The sequence below is a fragment of the Nonomuraea sp. NPDC005730 genome (assembly GCF_040630865.1).
Taxonomy (GTDB): Bacteria; Actinomycetota; Actinomycetes; order Streptosporangiales; family Streptosporangiaceae; genus Nonomuraea.
In genome coordinates this window covers 216,126-231,656 of sequence record NZ_JBEXYK010000004.1, presented here as the reverse complement: position 1 = coordinate 231,656, position 15,531 = coordinate 216,126, and the positions used below count along the sequence as shown (strand labels likewise).

16 protein-coding genes are annotated in these 15,531 nt (G+C 70.7%); 9 read left to right on the top strand and 7 right to left on the bottom strand.

All coding sequences use genetic code 11. The features are described 5' to 3' along the window. The first annotated feature begins 121 nt into the window (after nucleotides 1-121). Entirely contained in the window at nucleotides 122-1,009 is an 888-nt protein-coding gene (locus ABZ444_RS08565) for a maleylpyruvate isomerase N-terminal domain-containing protein (RefSeq protein WP_357994367.1), read from the top strand. A gap of 41 nt (nucleotides 1,010-1,050) precedes the next feature. Beyond that, a complete protein-coding gene (locus ABZ444_RS08560; RefSeq protein ID WP_357966952.1) occupies nucleotides 1,051-1,278 on the top strand; it encodes a hypothetical protein in 228 nt (75 codons plus the stop codon). Between the two features lie 218 nt (nucleotides 1,279-1,496). Here ABZ444_RS08560 and ABZ444_RS08555 read toward each other — a convergent pair whose 3' ends face one another. Further along, complete coding sequence (locus tag ABZ444_RS08555; RefSeq protein ID WP_357994365.1) at nucleotides 1,497-3,296, bottom strand: alkyl sulfatase dimerization domain-containing protein; 1,800 nt, start codon at nucleotides 3,294-3,296, stop codon at nucleotides 1,497-1,499. Nucleotides 3,297-3,456: 160 nt separating this feature from the next. Between ABZ444_RS08555 and ABZ444_RS08550 the strand changes: the two genes are divergently transcribed. The 5 genes from ABZ444_RS08550 to ABZ444_RS08530 all read left to right on the top strand — a co-directional run bounded on the left by ABZ444_RS08550 (nucleotide 3,457) and on the right by ABZ444_RS08530 (nucleotide 7,035). Next, nucleotides 3,457-4,083 carry an HAD family phosphatase gene (locus tag ABZ444_RS08550; protein WP_357994363.1) on the top strand — a complete coding sequence of 209 codons (627 nt, stop codon included), beginning with the start codon at nucleotides 3,457-3,459 and terminating at the stop codon, nucleotides 4,081-4,083. Continuing rightward, nucleotides 4,080-4,538, top strand: a complete 459-nt coding sequence (locus ABZ444_RS08545) for a GNAT family N-acetyltransferase (RefSeq protein ID WP_357994361.1) — start codon at nucleotides 4,080-4,082, stop codon at nucleotides 4,536-4,538. The genes ABZ444_RS08550 and ABZ444_RS08545 overlap by 4 nt, the downstream gene beginning before the upstream one ends. 18 nt (nucleotides 4,539-4,556) lie before the next feature. Beyond that, entirely contained in the window at nucleotides 4,557-5,495 is a 939-nt protein-coding gene (locus ABZ444_RS08540) for a ribose-phosphate pyrophosphokinase (protein ID WP_357994359.1), read from the top strand. A gap of 54 nt (nucleotides 5,496-5,549) precedes the next feature. After that, nucleotides 5,550-6,296, top strand: coding sequence for a nucleotidyltransferase domain-containing protein (locus ABZ444_RS08535; RefSeq protein WP_357994357.1), 747 nt, complete (start codon nucleotides 5,550-5,552; stop codon nucleotides 6,294-6,296). A gap of 100 nt (nucleotides 6,297-6,396) precedes the next feature. Continuing rightward, nucleotides 6,397-7,035: a maleylpyruvate isomerase N-terminal domain-containing protein gene (locus ABZ444_RS08530; RefSeq protein WP_357994355.1), complete on the top strand. Its 639-nt coding sequence runs from the start codon at nucleotides 6,397-6,399 to the stop codon at nucleotides 7,033-7,035. Nucleotides 7,036-7,048: 13 nt separating this feature from the next. On the opposite strand, the gene ABZ444_RS08525 is transcribed toward ABZ444_RS08530, so the two are convergent. Then, nucleotides 7,049-7,618 (bottom strand): TetR/AcrR family transcriptional regulator, encoded by a 570-nt coding sequence (locus ABZ444_RS08525; protein ID WP_357994353.1) that lies wholly within the window; start codon nucleotides 7,616-7,618, stop codon nucleotides 7,049-7,051. A gap of 73 nt (nucleotides 7,619-7,691) precedes the next feature. On the opposite strand from ABZ444_RS08525, the gene ABZ444_RS08520 reads away from it, so the two are divergent. Together ABZ444_RS08520 and ABZ444_RS08515 are read left to right on the top strand one after the other, a co-directional pair. After that, a complete protein-coding gene (locus ABZ444_RS08520) occupies nucleotides 7,692-8,867 on the top strand; it encodes an FAD-dependent monooxygenase (protein WP_357994351.1) in 1,176 nt (391 codons plus the stop codon). Between the two features lie 60 nt (nucleotides 8,868-8,927). Continuing rightward, nucleotides 8,928-9,752 (top strand): NAD(P)H-binding protein, encoded by an 825-nt coding sequence (locus ABZ444_RS08515; RefSeq protein ID WP_357994349.1) that lies wholly within the window; start codon nucleotides 8,928-8,930, stop codon nucleotides 9,750-9,752. A 1-nt stretch (nucleotide 9,753) separates the two neighbouring features. Here the strand turns inward: ABZ444_RS08515 and ABZ444_RS08510 are convergent, their stop codons facing one another. From ABZ444_RS08510 to ABZ444_RS08490, 5 genes are read right to left on the bottom strand one after another with little or no spacing between them, the layout of a single operon-like run. After that, nucleotides 9,754-10,758 carry an ABC transporter ATP-binding protein gene (locus tag ABZ444_RS08510; protein WP_357994347.1) on the bottom strand — a complete coding sequence of 335 codons (1,005 nt, stop codon included), beginning with the start codon at nucleotides 10,756-10,758 and terminating at the stop codon, nucleotides 9,754-9,756. Further along, complete coding sequence (locus tag ABZ444_RS08505; RefSeq protein WP_357994345.1) at nucleotides 10,755-11,735, bottom strand: ABC transporter ATP-binding protein; 981 nt, start codon at nucleotides 11,733-11,735, stop codon at nucleotides 10,755-10,757. The genes ABZ444_RS08510 and ABZ444_RS08505 overlap by 4 nt, the downstream gene beginning before the upstream one ends. Then, nucleotides 11,732-12,613, bottom strand: a complete 882-nt coding sequence (locus tag ABZ444_RS08500; protein ID WP_357994343.1) for an ABC transporter permease — start codon at nucleotides 12,611-12,613, stop codon at nucleotides 11,732-11,734. The genes ABZ444_RS08505 and ABZ444_RS08500 overlap by 4 nt, the downstream gene beginning before the upstream one ends. Beyond that, the gene (locus ABZ444_RS08495) at nucleotides 12,610-13,665 is read right to left on the bottom strand and encodes an ABC transporter permease (RefSeq protein ID WP_357994341.1); all 1,056 of its coding nucleotides are present in this window, start codon (nucleotides 13,663-13,665) and stop codon (nucleotides 12,610-12,612) included. Before ABZ444_RS08495 ends, ABZ444_RS08500 begins: the two co-directional genes overlap by 4 nt. Further along, nucleotides 13,662-15,482 carry an ABC transporter substrate-binding protein gene (locus ABZ444_RS08490; RefSeq protein ID WP_357994339.1) on the bottom strand — a complete coding sequence of 607 codons (1,821 nt, stop codon included), beginning with the start codon at nucleotides 15,480-15,482 and terminating at the stop codon, nucleotides 13,662-13,664. Before ABZ444_RS08490 ends, ABZ444_RS08495 begins: the two co-directional genes overlap by 4 nt. Between the last annotated feature and the right edge of the window lie 49 nt (nucleotides 15,483-15,531).

The window sequence follows — 15,531 nt, the reverse complement described above, 5'->3', positions numbered from 1 at the left end:
ACGTGCGGCGACGCCACCGCTTTTCGCCGGGCGCGGGCGCACGACGCCCCCAGAGGAGCAATTCCGGAGAAGACCGCCCAGGTCACCCGGGTTAGCGTGATCGTGGACCTCTGGAGAGAACATGGACGAGCTCATCACGTACGGCAAATGGGCGTCGGTGCGCGGCTCGCTCAAGGCGGCCACCGACCGGTTCGCGAAGCTGGTCTCCATCGTCGATCCCCACGCCATGGCGACCAGGGAGTGGACCGTCGCCGAGACCGCGGCCCACGTCACCGCGATCGCCTCGCTCTACACCTGCGTGGTGCGCGGCGACGTGACCACGCCGTTCCCGGAGCTGGCCGAGCCGATACTCGGCGCGAACGTCGACACGGTGAGCGCCCTGAACGAGCTGGCGTTCGAGCACTTCCCGGAGCGTGACCCGGTCGTCCTGGCCGAGCGGCTGCGCGGCGACGTCCGGGAGATCCTGCGCGCCGGCGCCGAGGTCGATCCGGCGACGCCGGTCCCGTGGCTGGGCGACGCGCGGGTGCCCGTCGCGGGCGTGCTGGCCCACCTGCTGAACGAGCTGCTGCTGCACGGCTGGGACATCGCCCGCGCGACCCGTACCCCTTGGTCGGTGCCCGCGCGGGACGCCGGGCTGTTCTTCGACCTGTTCCTCATCGGGATGATCAGGAACGACTACGGACATCTGATGGACACCGGGACGCCCGCCCCGCCCCGCCGGATCACCGTCGGGTTCCACTCCGCGCACACCGCGCCGGCGGCGCTGGCGCTCGATCACGGACGGGTGTCGGTGGCCGAGATGGGGCCGCAGGTGGACGCGCACGTGCGGTTCGACCCGGCGGCGCTGAACCTGCTGCTGTTCGGCCGGATGTCCAGGACGCGGGCCGCGCTCACGGGCAAGGTGGCGGTCTGGGGGCGGCGTCCGTGGCTGCTGCCGGCCTTTTTGCGGTTCGTACGCCTGCCCACGACGACGGTTCCGCGCTCGCGCGCCGCGTCCATACAGGTGTGAACGCCACAAAGTATTCACTCGGTGGGCGCATACTGGAGGAGATGAAGCGAGCCAGCGGCGATTCTCGTCGTCACCTGCCCACAAGTCCCTTCAAACCGCCGCCTCCGGCGCCACCCGCGGAGCAGTTCGACATGAACGACCGGGTGAGCCATGACCGATTCGGCCTCGGTGTCGTCATCGGTGTGGAGGACGACGTCGCCGTTCTGGTCGACTTCGGATCCCGGCAGGAACGGATCACGACGCCGTTCAACAAGCTGTACAAACTCTGAGAGCCGGTCCGCGACGCCCGTGTGCCCCGACGGCCACATGGGCGGGACCGGCGTGCCATGGGCCCCCGCGGAGGGCGCCCGGTTTCGGTGACTCACGGGGTCCGAGGCTCGTGGGTCGATGACTCATGAGGTCAGAGACCCGTGAGTCGATGGCTCGTGGAGTCGATGGCTCGTGGAGTCGGCGGCTCGTGGAGTCGGCGGCTCGTGGAGTCGGCGGCTCACGGGGTCACGATGGCGAAGTCGCGGGCCGGTGAGTCGAGCACGGCGACCAGCCGCTGGAGCGCCGTGATGTCGCCCTCCCGTTCCACCCCCTCCACGCCCTTCCCGGCCAGCAGGCCGAGGAGCTGGGCCCTGGTGAGGCGGAGCGTCAGGTCCACGGGCTCCTCGGGCGGGTTCAGCCGCTGGACGAGCACGCCGTTGGACAGCGTGGTGCGGTACAGCTCCCCCAGGTCCGTCAGGTGCCAGTCGATCGACAGGCTCTCGTGCCAGGCCCTGGGGCCGTCCACGCGGATGGCCAGGGAGTCGAAGATCTGCTCCACGGTCAGGGCCGCGACCAGGTCGGGCGAGGTGGTGGTGACGCGGGTGGGCGCGATGCCCTCGGTCAGTTCCATGGCCCCCGTCAGGTACGAGTTGCGCCACGTCCCGTTCTCCGCGCCCTGGCCGAGCCGGGTGTAGACCTCGGCCAGCAGGTCCCTGGCCGCCTTGTTGCCCTCGTCGGCGAAGACGGCGTGGTTCAGCAGCTGGACGGCGAAGCGCAGGTCGTTCTCCTCGATGTACCGGCGGGCGAAGGCCACGACGGCCGCACCGCCGCCCATGCACTCGACGTACCGGATCGCGCTCTCCCTGGGCGGGTGCTCCCACAGGTGGGCGGGGTTGCCGTCGTACCAGCCGAGGTAGCGCTGGTAGACGGCCTTGACGTTGTGGCTGACCGAGCCGTAGTAGCCGTGGGTGTGCCAGACCTGTTCCAGCGCGGGCGGCACCCGCATCTGCTCGGCGATCTCGGCGCCGGTCAGGCCCTTGTTGAGCAGGCGCAGGGTCTGGTCGTGCAGGTAGGCGTACAGGTCTCGCTGTTCCCGGAGGAACCGGACGATGTTGCTTCTTCCCCAGGTCGGCCAGTGGTGGGAGGCGAAGGCGACCTCGGCCCGGTCGGCGAGCAGCGTGAGGGTCTCCGACAGGTATCGGGCCCAGACGCGGGCGTCGCGCACCTGGGCGCCGCGCAGGGTGAGGATGTTGTGCAGGTTGTGGGTGGCGTTCTCGGCCAGGCACAGGGCATTGCGGTCGGGGAAGAGGAAGTTCATCTCGGCGGGGGCCTCGGTGCCGGGGGTGAGCTGGAAGACGATCCGCACCCCGTCCACGATCTCCTCCTGGCCGGTGCGGCTGACGTCCACGGTGGGCGGGATGAGGGACGTGGTGCCGGTCGAGGAGGTCATGCCGAGGCCGCAGCCGATCTGGGCGTGCGGGGCGTGCGGCAGGGCGAGGCCGAACATGTAGCCGGCGCGGCGGTTCATGGCGGGGCCGGCGTAGACGTTCTCGGAGACCGCGTGGTCCATGAAGCCGGCGGGGGCCAGGATCGGCACGTTGCCGTCGGTGACGCCGCGGACGCCGCCGAAGTGGTCGACGTGGCTGTGGGTGTAGACGACGCCGGTGACCGGGCGGTCGCCGCGGTGGCGGCGGTAGAGCGCGAGCGCGGCGGCGGCGCACTCGGTGGAGACCAGCGGATCGATGACGATGACGCCGATGTCGCCCTCGACCAGGGTCATGTTCGACAGGTCCAGGCCGCGTACCTGGTAGATGCCGTCGGCGACCTCGTAAAGGCCCTGTTTGGCGCAGAGCTGGCCCTGCCGCCACAGGCTGGGATGGGCGGTTTCGGGGCATTCGGCGTTGAGGAAGGCGTAGGAGTCGTTGTCCCAGACGACCTCGCCGTTCCGCGACTTGACCACGGCGGGGGTCAACTTCGCGATGAAGCCGCGATCGGCGTCCTCGAAGTCGCCTGTGTCATGAAATGGAAGGTCTGCCATGTCTGCTCGCATGCCCCTGAATGGACGCTCGTAGCTCAATATCCAGCCCCAATAGCATGAAACTCGGGCAATAAGGACAGGGAGCGGCGGCGTAGCGGCGCGGACGGTGTGATTGGGTGGTTCCAAGCTGATCTCATCGGGGGTGGTCATGGAAGCGTGCGTGTTCGACCTCGACGGCGTGCTCGTCGACTCCGAGCCCGTCTGGGAGCAGGTGCGGCGCGCCTTCGTCGCCGACCACGGCGGCACCTGGCGGCCCGACACGCAGTCCAGGCTGATGGGCATGAGCACCGGCGAGTGGGCGGCGTACCTGCACGAGCTGGGGGTGCGCCTGGCGCCCGACGAGATCGCCGAGGGCGTGGTCGACCAGATGGCCGAGCGCTACCAGGACGGCGTGCCGCTGCTGCCGGGCGCCCGCGAGGCCGTGCGCCGGCTGGCCGGACATTTCACCCTCGGCCTGGCCAGCTCGTCACCGCGGCGGCTGATCGACGTGGTGCTGGACGCGTCCGAGCTGCGCGAGTACTTCGTGACCACGGTCTCGACCGAGGAGGTCGGGCGCGGCAAGCCCGCCCCCGACGGCTACCTGGAGGCGGCCCGGCGGCTGGAGATCTACCCGAAGGACTGCGTGGCGGTCGAGGACTCCAGCAACGGCCTGCGTTCGGCGCACGCGGCCGGCATGCGGGTGATCGCCGTGCCGCATCCCGGCTACCCGCCCGACGACGACGCCCTCGCACTCGCCTGGCAGGTCCTGCCCGACCTCGACGCGCTCACGGTGGAGGCGCTGACGTGACGAGCGACGGCATGAGCGTCCGCCCCCGGACGCCGGCCGATCTCGACGCCTGCGTCGAGGCCCTGGCCCTGGTGCAGGCCGCCGACCGCTACCCCGTCGACTGGCCGGCCGACCCGCAGGGCTGGCTGACTCCGGGCGACCTCCTGCGCGCCTGGGTGGCGGTCGAGGCGGGCCGGGTGCTCGGCCACGTGGGCCTGGCCGGCACCGACGAGGGCCCGCAGGTCACCCGGCTCTTCGTCGTGCCCGCCGCCCGGGGCCGCGGGCTGGCCCCCCTGCTGCTGGACACCGTGCGGACGGCCGCCGGGACGCCCGTCCTCCTGGAGGTCTCCGACGAGGGCCGGGCGGCCGTCGCGCTCTACGAGCGGCTGGGCTGGCGGCGCGTCGGCAGCACCCGCGCGCGATGGCTCAACGCCGCGGGCGAACCCGCCCTGCTCCACCACTACGTGAGCCCGTGAAGCTATCCTTTGGGAATCGTGCGAGACATCACGGTTTTTTCTGGGAGCGCCCACCCCGAGCTGGCCGAGGAGATCTGCTCCCATCTCGGAACCCCGCTCCACCCCGTCAAGGTCGCCCGCTTCGCCAACGACGCGCTTGAGGTGCAGCTCCAGGCCAACTGCCGCGAGCGCGACGTGTTCCTCATCCAGCCCCTGGTGCCGCCGACGCAGGAGAACCTGGTCGAGCTGCTGCTCATGATCGACGCGGCGCGCGGCGCGTCCGCGGCCAGGACGACCGTGGTGCTGCCCCACTACGCCTATGCCAGATCGGACAAGAAGGACGCGCCGCGCATCTCCATCGGCGGGCGCCTGGTCGCCGACCTGATGGTGGCCGCGGGCGCGAACCGGGTGCTGGCCATGACGCTGCACTCGCCGCAGGTGCACGGCTTCTTCAGCGTGCCGGTCGACCACCTGCACGCGCTGCGCGAGCTGGCCGCGCACTTCCGCCGCTACGACCTGTCGAACGCCGTCGTCGTCTCCCCAGACCTGGGCAACGCCAAGGAGGCCGCGCACTTCGCCCGGTTGCTCGGCACGGGCGTCGCGATGGGCGCCAAGCAGCGCTTCGCCGACGACCGCGTGGTGATCAGCTCGGTCATCGGCGAGGTCGCGGGCAAGGACGTGATCATCCTGGACGACGAGATCGCCAAGGGCAGCACGGTCATCGAGCTGCTGGACCGGCTGCGCGAGCAGGGCGTCAACTCCGTCCGCGTGGCGTGCACGCACGGGCTGTTCGCGGGCGGGGCGATCGAGCGGCTGAGCGCCTTCCCCGAGGTCATGGAGATCGTCTGCACGAACACCGTGCCGCCGCCCAAGCCGAGTGACAAGCTGACCGTGTTGTCGATCGCGCCGGCGCTGGCCGAGGCCATGCGGCGGATCCACGACGGCGAGTCGGTGAGCGCTCTGTTCGGCACGTCCTGACGGCCCGCCCCGGTGATCTTCCGGGACGGCCGGGAATGGATCATAGTGGACATCATGCATGCGGCCACAGACGTCCTGCTCCGGCGGTTCCGAGACGGCGTGGGCGAGGTCGTGCCCCTGGTGTCACTGTGGGCGCACGGCTCGCTGGGCGCCGGCGACTACCAGCCGGGGCGCAGCGACCTCGACCTGATCGCGGTGGTCGAGACGCCGGTCACGATGGAGCAGTGGCGCCGGATCAAGGGCCTGCACCGCGGGCTCGACCTGCCGCTCGCCGACCTCCTCCACTGCTCCTACCTGCCGCTGGAGGAGCTGGCGGACCCGCGGGTCGAGCACGTGACGTGGGCCCACGAGCAGATCTTCCGCCGCCCGGTGACGGCGGTGACCCGCCGCGAGCTGCACACGGCCCCGCTCGTGCTGCACGGGCCGCCGCCCGCCGAGCTGCTGCCGGCCGTCTCCGACGCCGTGCTGGCCGACTTCGTCCGTACGGACCTGCGCGAGTTCTGGCTGGACAAGACCAGAGGGCGGCGGCGCTGGCTGCGGGACGTCTGGGTGGATCTCGGCCTGCTGACCGTCGCCAGGGCTTCGGTCACGCTGCACGAGGGCCGGTTGATCACCAAGCGGGAGGCCCTGGACGTGCTGGCCGGGATGGGCGCGCCGGAGGTCGTCCTGGCCGACGTGCGCGCCCGCCGGTACGGCACACCGCGCCCGGTGCTGAGCCGCTTCAGAAGGGGCCGGCTGACCCGCGCCTTCGTCCGGTCGGCCATCGGGAAGGTGCTGGCGGAGGGCCCCGACGAGACCTGAGCCCGTCCCCGTCTCAGTGGGCAGGACGGCGGCCCTCCGCAGATCGCCGAGGGATAGTCTTGGCCCCGAGTTACCACCGGAACCGGGGAAAGGGCGGCATATGGGGGAGATCAGGCAGTCCTATCTGGTGGCCGCGGCGTCGGCGATGTCGCTGCTGCGTGACCCGGCCGTCCGGGCGGCGTGGGACAAGCCGAGCGCGCTGACCGAGTTCAGCGTCGCGGGCCTGGCCGGGCACCTGGCCCACCAGATCGTCCGGGTCATCGACGTGCTCGACTCCGGCGAGGAACCCGGGACGCCGATCCCGCTCATCGAGCACTACACCAGGTCGCCGTGGGTGCAGGCCGGCCTCGACCACGAGAGCAACGTCAGCGTCCGGGTGGGCGGCCAGGCGGCCGCCGCGGACGGGCACGCCGCGCTCGTCGAGCGCACGCAGGCGCTGCTGGACCGGCTGCTGACCGAGCTGCCCGCCGAGCCGGCGGACCGGGTCGTGCGGCTGCCGTGGGTCGGCTGGTCGCTGCGGCTCGACGACTTCCTGCTCACCAGGGTGATGGAGCTGGTCGTGCACTCCGACGACCTGGCCGCCAGCGTGGGCGCCGAGACGCCGGAGCTGCCGTCGTCGATCAACGAGCCGGTCGTGGAGCTGCTGGCCCGCCTGGCGGTGCACCGGCACGGCGCGACCGCCGTCATCCGCACCCTCAGCAGGGCCGAGCGCGCCCCCGCCACGATAAGCGCCTTCTAACCCCCGGCCCGGTTCACGAGCCGCCCACCAGGCGCAGGGCCTCGGCCACCTCGCGACCGGACAACGCGCTGTCCGGGTCGAGCAGCCACTGCGCCAGGAACCCCGTCAGCATGGCCTGGTACAACGAGCCCACCAGCCTGGCCCGCTCGGGGTCCGTCTCCGCCCGTACGTCCTGGAACAGCTCGGCGAGCCCCAGCCGGGCTTCCTTGATCGCCGGGACGAGCTGCTCGCGCACCTCCGGCACGTGATCGATCTGCCCGAGCAGCTCAAGCTGGGTGATCCAGAGCGGCCGCAGCCGGTCGAACGACTCCACCACCCGGTCCCAGGCCGCCTCGAACCGTTCCAGCGGTGACGCGCCCTCCTCGGCGTCGGCGACGAGCGTCCGCGCCAGGTCGTCGCCCCATTCCTGCATCACCTCGAACAGCGCCTCGTTCATCAGCGCGTCCTTGGACCTGAAGTGGTAGCCGATGCCCGCGAGGCTCACGCCCGACGCGGTCGCGATGTCGCGCGCGGTGGTACGCGAGTAGCCCTTCTCGATCAGGCAACGCTTCGCCCCGGCCAGCAGGTCTTCCCTGTTTCCCATGCCCAGACGGTAACACGGACGTCTGAAAATCTCGTCCTAGACAAGCGTCTGAGACGTGTGTACCGTTCTCGGCATGAAGAACGTCCTGATCTCCGGCGCGAGCATCGCCGGCACCTCGCTGGCCTACTGGCTGCGCCGCCACGGCTGCACCGTCACCGTCGTCGAGCGCGCTCCCGCCGTCCGCACCGGCGGCTACAAGGTCGACATCCGCGGCGCCGCCCTCGACGTGATCGGGCGCATGGGCCTGCTGGACGCGGTCACCGCCCGCAGCACCGGCATGCGCGTCGCCACCCACTACGACCGCAAGGGGCGGGCGGTGGCCACCATGGACGCCGACCTGTTCGGCGGGCGCGCGGGCGACGACGCCGAGATCATGCGCGGCGACCTCAACGAGCTCCTGTACGACCTCACCCGTGACGACGCCGAGTACCTCTTCGGCGACTCCGTCACCGCCGTCTCCGACGACGGCCTGGTCACCTTCGAGCACGCCGCGCCCCGCCGGTTCGACCTGATCGTCGGCGCGGACGGGATGCGCTCCAACATCCGCAGGATCGTGTTCGGGGAGGACGCCCGGTACGTCCGCGACCTGGGCTACCACATCTCGATCTGCACCGTCCCCAACACCCTCGGCCTGGACCGCGAGGAGGCCGTGCACGCCGCCCCCGGCCGCACCGCCAACGTCTACAGCACCCGGCAGGACGGCGCCGCCAAGGCACTGTTCATGTGGGCCTCGCAGCCGCTGTCCTACGACCACCGCGACACCGGCCGTCAGAAGGACCTGCTGGCCGAGGCCATGGCGGGGGTGGAGTGGGAGGTGCCGGCGCTGCTCGGCGCGGTGCGCGACGCCGACGACTTCTACTTCGACTCGGTCAGCCAGGTGCACATGGACAGCTGGTCGAAGGGCCGGGTCGTGCTGCTCGGGGACGCCGCCTACTGCGCCTCGCCGGCCTCAGGACAGGGCACGAGCCTGGCGATCGTGGGCGCGTACGTGCTGGCGGGCGAGCTGGCCGGGGGCGGCGGCGCAGCGGGCTACGAGCGGGAGATGCGGGAGTTCGTCCGGGTCAACCAGGAGCTCGGCCCGGTGAACGTCAGGGGCATGGTGATGGGCTCACGGCTGGCGTTGTGGTTCCAGCTCAGGATGCTCAGGCTGCTGCCGTACCTGCCGGGCAGGGAGAAGGTCGTCGAGCGGATCGCCGGGGCGATCCACCGGGCGGCCGTGGCGATCCGGCTCAAGAACTATATGGAATGAAGTGTTCCGTTCTGCTATAGTAAGAGCAGAACGTTCCGTTCCGAAAGAAGTGGGGTTCACATGACCATCCTCGTCACCGGTGCCACCGGGACCGTCGGCCGCCTCGTCGTCGAGGAGCTCCTCCAGGCCGGCCGACAGGTCCGCGCGCTGACCAGGAACCCCGCCAAGGCCGCCCTCCCCGAGGGCGTCGAGGTCGTCGGCGGCGATCTCGCCGAGCCGGCCTCCCTGGCCGCCGCCTTCGAGGGCGTCACCGGGGTGCATTTCATCAACTTCGCCGGCGACGACTACGCCCCGCTGCCCGACGGCGCCCGGCTCGCCGAGCTGGCCGTCAACGCGGGCGTGCGCCGGGTCACCGTGCTCGGCGGCCGCGAGGACGGCGCGCTCGAGCAGGCGCTCGCCACCACCGACCTGGAGTGGACGCTGCTCCACCCGGTCGAGTTCATGGCCAACACGCTCCAGTGGTGGGCGCACACGATCAGGACGGAAGGCGTCATCAAGGAGCCGTTCGGCGACCGGTTGAGCGCCCTGGTGCACGAGCGGGACATCGCCGCCGTGGCCGCGAAGGTCCTGACCGAGGGCGGGCACGGCGGCCGGACGTACGTGCTGACCGGCCCCCGCGCGATCACCCTGCGGGAGAAGGTCGCCGTCCTGGCCGAGGCAGTCGGCAGGGACGTCGGGTTCGTCGAGCTCACCGTGGACGAGGCACGGGCCAAGTGGCGCGCCGACGGCATGGGCGAGCAGACCATCGAGTTCCTGGTCGGCGCGCTGGGCAACACGCCGGAGGTCGGCTACACGGTCGTCCCGACCGTCCGGGAGATCACCGGCCGGGACGCGCGTGACTTCGCCGAGTGGGCGCGCGAGCACGCCGACGCGTTCCGCGGGTGACCTACCCGGTGACCGCCGCGTAGTGGCAGGCGGCCTGGGCGTCGGGGACCGCGGGCAGGATGCTCAGCGCCTGCGACCGGCAGGCCGCGTCCACGCCCGCCTCCGCCGCGCGGCCGGAGGCCAGCACGTGGCAGCGGGGATGGAACCGGCAGCCACCCGGCACCCTGGTCGGGTCCGGCGGCTCACCGGACAGCACGATCCGCTCGGGCGACTCCGGCAACACCGACATCAGCGCCTGCGTGTACGGATGGCGCGGCGCCGTCAGCACCTGCTCCACCGGCCCCGACTCGACGATCCGCCCCAGGTACATGACCGCGACCCGGTCGGCGATGTTCCAGGCCAGGCCGAGGTCATGGGTGACGACCAGGGCCGACAGGCCGAGGTCGGTCTTGAGCTTGAGCATCAGCGCCAGGATCTCGCCGCGCACGGAGGCGTCGAGCGAGGCCACGGGCTCGTCGGCGATCAGCACCTTCGGGTCGAGGGCGAGCGCGCCGGCGATCACGACCCGCTGCCGCTGACCGCCGGACAGCTCGTGCGGGTAACGCAGGAAGAACCGCTCGGGCGGTCGCAGCCCGGCCCTGGACAGGGCCGAAGCCACGATCTGCTCCTCGTCGGGCAGGCCGTGGATGCGCGGCCCCTCGGCGACCGCCTCGTAGACGGTCTGGCGGGGGTTGAGCGAGCCCATCGGGTCCTGCAGGACGAGCTGGACCTGACGGCGGTAGGACTTGAGCGCCTTGGAGCCGTAGTGCAGCACGGAGCCGTCGTAGCGGACCTCGCCGGACGTGGGGCGTTCGAGGCCGAGCAGCGTGCGGGCCAGGGTGGTCTTGCCGCAGCCCGACTCGCCGACCAGGGCCACGATCTCGCCCTGGCCGATCGCCAGGTTGACCCCGTCGACGGCGCGGGCGCTGCGGCCTCGCGAGGAGAAGGCGACGTGCAGGTCACGGGCCTCCAGCAGCGCGCCCTTGCCCGTCGAGACGGTCTCGGCCGCGGTCTGCGTCTCGGTCATGAAGCCTCGACCTCCTCCTTGGAGCGTACGTGCACGCAGGCCGCGGCGTGGCGGGGACCGGCGGGCCACAGCGCGACGTCGAGACCCGCGCATTCGTCCAGCGCGACCGGGCAGCGCGGGTGGAAGGCGCAGCCGGTCGGGAGCTGCATCGGGTCCGGCGGGTCGCCGCCGAGCCCCTTGGGGGCCAGCCGCGAGACCGGGTCGCCCACGGTGGGGAACGCGGCCGCCAGCGCCCGGCTGTAGGGATGGCGGGCGTCGTGGAACACCTCGCGGGAGGGGCCGTGCTCGACCACGCGGCCGGCGTACATGACCGCGAGCTGGTCGCAGACGTCGGCCAGGACCGACAGGTCGTGCGAGATCATGATCAGCGAGATGCCGTGCTCGGCGATCAGCTGCTTGATCAGCGTCAGGACCTGCGCCTGGACCATCACGTCGAGCGCGGTGGTCGGCTCGTCGGCGATGATCAGGCGGGGTGAGCAGGCCAGCGCCATCGCGATCATCACGCGCTGCCGCTGACCGCCGGACAGCTCGTGCGGGTAGCTGCGGGCCCGCCAGGCGGGCAGGCCGACCTGTTCGAGCAGCTCGCCGACGCGCTTGCGGGCGCCGTCCGGCTTGGCCAGGCCGTGGACGAGCAGCGGCTCGGCGATCTGCTCGCCGATCCGGCGCACGGGGTTGAGGCCGTGCTGCGCGCCCTGGAACACGATCGAGGCCTCGGCCCAGCGCACGGCCCGCATGCGTCCCCACTTCATGGTGAGGACGTCGTCGCCGTCGAGCAGGATCCGGCCGCCGACGCGCGTGCTCTTGGGCAGGAGCCTGAGCAGCGCCATGGCCAGCGTGGACTTGCCGGATCCCGACTCGCCGGCGACTCCGAGTGCCGCTCCGGAGTCGAGGGTCAGCGACACGCCGCGCACCGCGGGCACCTCGCCCGACGCGATGCGGTAGGTCACCGACAGGTCGTCCAGTTCGAGGAGACTCATGCCGCCCTCCTGAGCCTTGGGTTCAGCACGGCCTCCAGCGCCCGTCCGACGAGGGTGAACGCCATGACGACCACGAGGATGGCCAGACCGGGGAGGATGATGTACCACCACGCGCCCTCGTTGGCCGCGCCGTAGTCGTAGGAGCCGCGCAGCATGGTGCCCCACGAGGTCTTGTTCGCGCTGGCGCCGAGGAAGGCCAGCGTGGACTCGGTGACGATCGCGCTGGCCACCTCCAGCGTCGTGCTGGCCAGCAGCAGCGGCGCCACGTTGGGCAGCACGTGCCGGGTGGTGATGTGCCAGTGGCCGCCGCCGAGCGCCTTGGAGCGTTCGATGTAGGGCCGGGCCTCGACGGCGAAGGTCTGCGCCCTGATCAGCCGGGCCGTGGACGGCCAGGTGGTGACCCCGATCGCCATGATGATGGTGAACGTGCTGCCGCCGAGGATGGCCGCCAGCACCAGCGCGGTCACCAGCGAGGGCAGCACCAGGAACCAGTCGGTGACCCGCATCAGCGCGCCGCCGAGCCAGCCGCCGAAGTGCCCGGCGGCGATGCCGATGACCATGCCGATCACGATGCTGAGCAGCGCGGCCAGGAAGCCGATGAGCAGCGAGGCGCGCGACCCCCACCAGATCATCAGCAGGATCGACCGGCCCGACTCGTCGGTGCCGAAGGGGAAGGCCAGGCTGGGGGCGTCGAACTCGTCGCCGGGGGCGTCGATGACGCTCGTCACGCCCTCGTCGATGAACAGCGGCGCGACCAGCGCGAGCACCACGGCGACCAGCAGGATGACCGTCCCGATCACGCCGGCGCGGTGCCTGCGGAAGTCGGTCCAGAAGTTGGTCAGCGCCTGCCGCCTGCGCGTGGCAGCGACACTCGTCATGCCGACCTCACCCTCGGGTCGAGAACGTGGTAGAGCACGTCGGCCAGCGTGTTCATGAGGATCACGGCCACGGTGATGAGCATGAACGTGCCCTGCATGAGCGTGAAGTCGGGGACCCGGACCGCCCGGTAGAACAGCTGCCCGAGGCCCGGCCAGGTGTAGATCGTCTCCACGGTGACCGCGCCGCCGACCACGAAGCCGATGCGCATGAAGACCAGCGTCACCGTGGGCAGCAGGGCGTTGGGCACCGCGTGGCGGCGGCGTACCTCGTCGTCGCGCAGGCCCTTGGCGCGGGCCACGGTGATGTAGTCCTGGCTGACCTCCTCCAGCAACGACGACCGCATGACCAGCAGGTACTGGGCGTAGATCACCGCCACCAGGGTCAGGCACGGCAGCACCATGTGCGAGGCCACGTCGAGCACGTAGGCGAACCCGTCGGGCGCGTCGACGCTCTCGATGCCGCGGAAGGGGAAGATGCCGGGGATCGGGCCGATGCCCACGCCGAGCACCATCATCAGCAGCAGGCCGAGCCAGAACGTCGGCACCGACCACAACACCAGCGACAGGCCGGTGGAGAAGCGGTCGAACCGGCTCCCCCGCTGCCATCCGGCCCTGGTGCCCTGCCAGAGGCCCAGGCTGACCGCGATGACCAGACCGGTCCCGGCCAGCAGCAGCGTCGGGCCGATACGTTCGCCGATGAGGTCGAGCACCGGCCGCTTGTACTCGTACGACGTGCCCAGGTCGAGCCTGAGCGTCTTGCCGACGAAGTCGAGGAACTGGTCGAGCACCGGCTTGTCGAGACCGAGCCGGTGACGTTCCATGTCGAGCTGCGCCGGGGTCATGTTGCGGCCCTGCGCCAGGTTCCGCACCGGATCGCCGGGCAGCAGGCGGAAGACGAAGAACGTCCCGACGATCACCGCGGCGATGCTGAACAGCGCCCCGCCGGCCTTCGACAACGCGTACTTCAGCGTGCCGTGGCGAGCGGGGCGGTCCTCACCAGGGCCCGCCGCCTGGACGGCGGCGGGCTCTGCTGCTTCGAGCGGTGTTGTCATTCGCGCTCGTCCGCGGCGCTCTTGCGCCGCCTGGTCAGGAGGAAGGCCACGAGGCCGATGACCACCACGCCGCCGACCACGCCGACGATGAGACCGGTGTTGGAGCCGGAGCCGCCGTCGGAGGCCGAGCCGCCGGCCGCGGTCGCCTTGACGTCGGCCGTGTAGAACGGCCAGTAGCCGCTGCCGCCGTACAGCAGGCCCTTGTCCTCGGGGATCGGGGTGATGCTGGTGATCCGGTCCTTGCGGTAACCCTCGAGGTCGTTGGTGTAGTAGATCGCGATGACGGGGGCGTCGGTGTAGAGCCGCTGCTCCATCTGCTTGATCAGCTCGGCGCGCTTGGGCCGGTCGAGCTCCTTGAGCTGCTCCTGGTAGAGCTTCTCGAAGGTCGGGTCGCAGTAGAACGACTCGGTGCCGCCGCCCTCGCCGCCCGGCGCCGGCCTGCGGCTGCACAGGTGGGTGGCCAGGACCTCTTCGGGGTCGGGGTTGACCGACCAGCCGCTGATCGCGATGTCGAACAGCGCCGTGACGCCGGTCTCCTCGGTGAACTTGCTGGAGTCGAGCTTCTGGGTGGTCAGCGTGATGCCGATCTCCTTCCAGAAGCCGGTCAGGTACTCGGCGAGCTTGTCCTCGATCGGCGTGTCGGTGTGGATGCTGAAGCGGAACTCCAGCTTGCGCTTGCCGTCGGGCATCGTCCGGACGCCGTCGGCGCCCTTCTTGTAGCCGGCGTCGTCGAGGATCTTGTTCGCCTTGGCCACGTCATAGGTGACCTTCTCCTCGCCCGTGGCCTCCCAGAAGAAGTCCTTGTACATGGGCGGGACGATCGAGCCGTCGGCGGGCTTGGCCAGGCCGCCCTGCACCTCGTCGACCAGCTTCTGCTTGTCGATGGCGAAGTGCAGCGCCTGACGCACCTTCGGGTCCTTCAGCGCCGGGTGGCCGTCACCGATGGGCTTGTTGTCGGTGGTCGTGGCGCCGTGGTTGATCTGCAGGTACGAGGCCCGCCGGCCCTGGGTGTTCCACGCCTCGATGTTCGGGTCGTTCTCGATGGCCTGGAACTCCGGCGGCGTCATCCGGCCGAGCAGGTCGATGTCGCCCTTCTTGAGCCCGGCGATGGCGGCCTGCGGGTTGTCGTAGAAGATGAACTGGAGTTCGTCGACCTTCGGCTTGCCCCGCCAGTAGTTGGGGTTGGCCTGCAGCTTGACGTACTGGTCCTTCTTGTGCTCGACCGCGATGTACGGGCCGCTGCCCACGGTCGGGTACGTCTCCGCCTCGTAGTTGGCCATGTCGGTGACCTTCTCCCACACATGCTTGGGCATGATCGGGACCGGGTTCTCCAGCATGGACGCCTGCGGGGCCTTGGTCTTGATGATCAAGTCCTGGCCGCTGGCGGTGACGCTCGCGAAGTTCTCCACGGCGGGCCCGTTGGCCGTCTTGGCCGCCTCGTCCGTCATCATCTTGTTGAACGTCCAGGCGGCGTCCTCGGCCGTCACCGGCTGGCCGTCGGACCACTTGGTGTTACGGATCTTGAACGTCCAGGTGAGCCCGTCGTCGGACGTCGTCCACGACTCGGCCAGGTCGGGGCTGGGCTGGAGCGTCTTGGAGTCAGGGACGGTGAGGAAGCCGTACATCGTGCGCTGGATCGCGGTGGAGACCAGCCGGACCGCCAGGAACGGGTTCATGGAGTCCATCGCCTGGGTGGCGCCGACGCGTAGGATCTTCTTCCCCGCCGCAGGTTCCTGGGCCTGGGCCGCCGTCGCACCTTGGCCGGCCACTAAGAGCGCGACGCCCAGCACAGCCAGGCGTGCGAACCATTTCCTCATGATGCCTCACCTTCAGGCGGGGGATTCCTGTGTAGATGAAGGCACACCA

Excerpts from the sequence above, each read along its gene's own strand:
- ABZ444_RS08565 (WP_357994367.1), top strand. The coding sequence starts at position 122 with ATGGACGAGCTCATCACGTACGGCAAATGGGCGTCGGTGCGCGGCTCG.
- ABZ444_RS08560 (WP_357966952.1), top strand. The coding sequence starts at position 1,051 with ATGAAGCGAGCCAGCGGCGATTCTCGTCGTCACCTGCCCACAAGTCCC.
- ABZ444_RS08555 (WP_357994365.1), bottom strand. The coding sequence starts at position 3,296 with ATGGCAGACCTTCCATTTCATGACACAGGCGACTTCGAGGACGCCGAT.
- ABZ444_RS08535 (WP_357994357.1), top strand. The coding sequence starts at position 5,550 with ATGCATGCGGCCACAGACGTCCTGCTCCGGCGGTTCCGAGACGGCGTG.
- ABZ444_RS08530 (WP_357994355.1), top strand. The coding sequence starts at position 6,397 with ATGGGGGAGATCAGGCAGTCCTATCTGGTGGCCGCGGCGTCGGCGATG.
- ABZ444_RS08525 (WP_357994353.1), bottom strand. The coding sequence starts at position 7,618 with ATGGGAAACAGGGAAGACCTGCTGGCCGGGGCGAAGCGTTGCCTGATC.
- ABZ444_RS08520 (WP_357994351.1), top strand. The coding sequence starts at position 7,692 with ATGAAGAACGTCCTGATCTCCGGCGCGAGCATCGCCGGCACCTCGCTG.
- ABZ444_RS08515 (WP_357994349.1), top strand. The coding sequence starts at position 8,928 with ATGACCATCCTCGTCACCGGTGCCACCGGGACCGTCGGCCGCCTCGTC.
- ABZ444_RS08510 (WP_357994347.1), bottom strand. The coding sequence starts at position 10,758 with ATGACCGAGACGCAGACCGCGGCCGAGACCGTCTCGACGGGCAAGGGC.
- ABZ444_RS08505 (WP_357994345.1), bottom strand. The coding sequence starts at position 11,735 with ATGAGTCTCCTCGAACTGGACGACCTGTCGGTGACCTACCGCATCGCG.
- ABZ444_RS08500 (WP_357994343.1), bottom strand. The coding sequence starts at position 12,613 with ATGACGAGTGTCGCTGCCACGCGCAGGCGGCAGGCGCTGACCAACTTC.
- ABZ444_RS08495 (WP_357994341.1), bottom strand. The coding sequence starts at position 13,665 with ATGACAACACCGCTCGAAGCAGCAGAGCCCGCCGCCGTCCAGGCGGCG.
- ABZ444_RS08490 (WP_357994339.1), bottom strand. The coding sequence starts at position 15,482 with ATGAGGAAATGGTTCGCACGCCTGGCTGTGCTGGGCGTCGCGCTCTTA.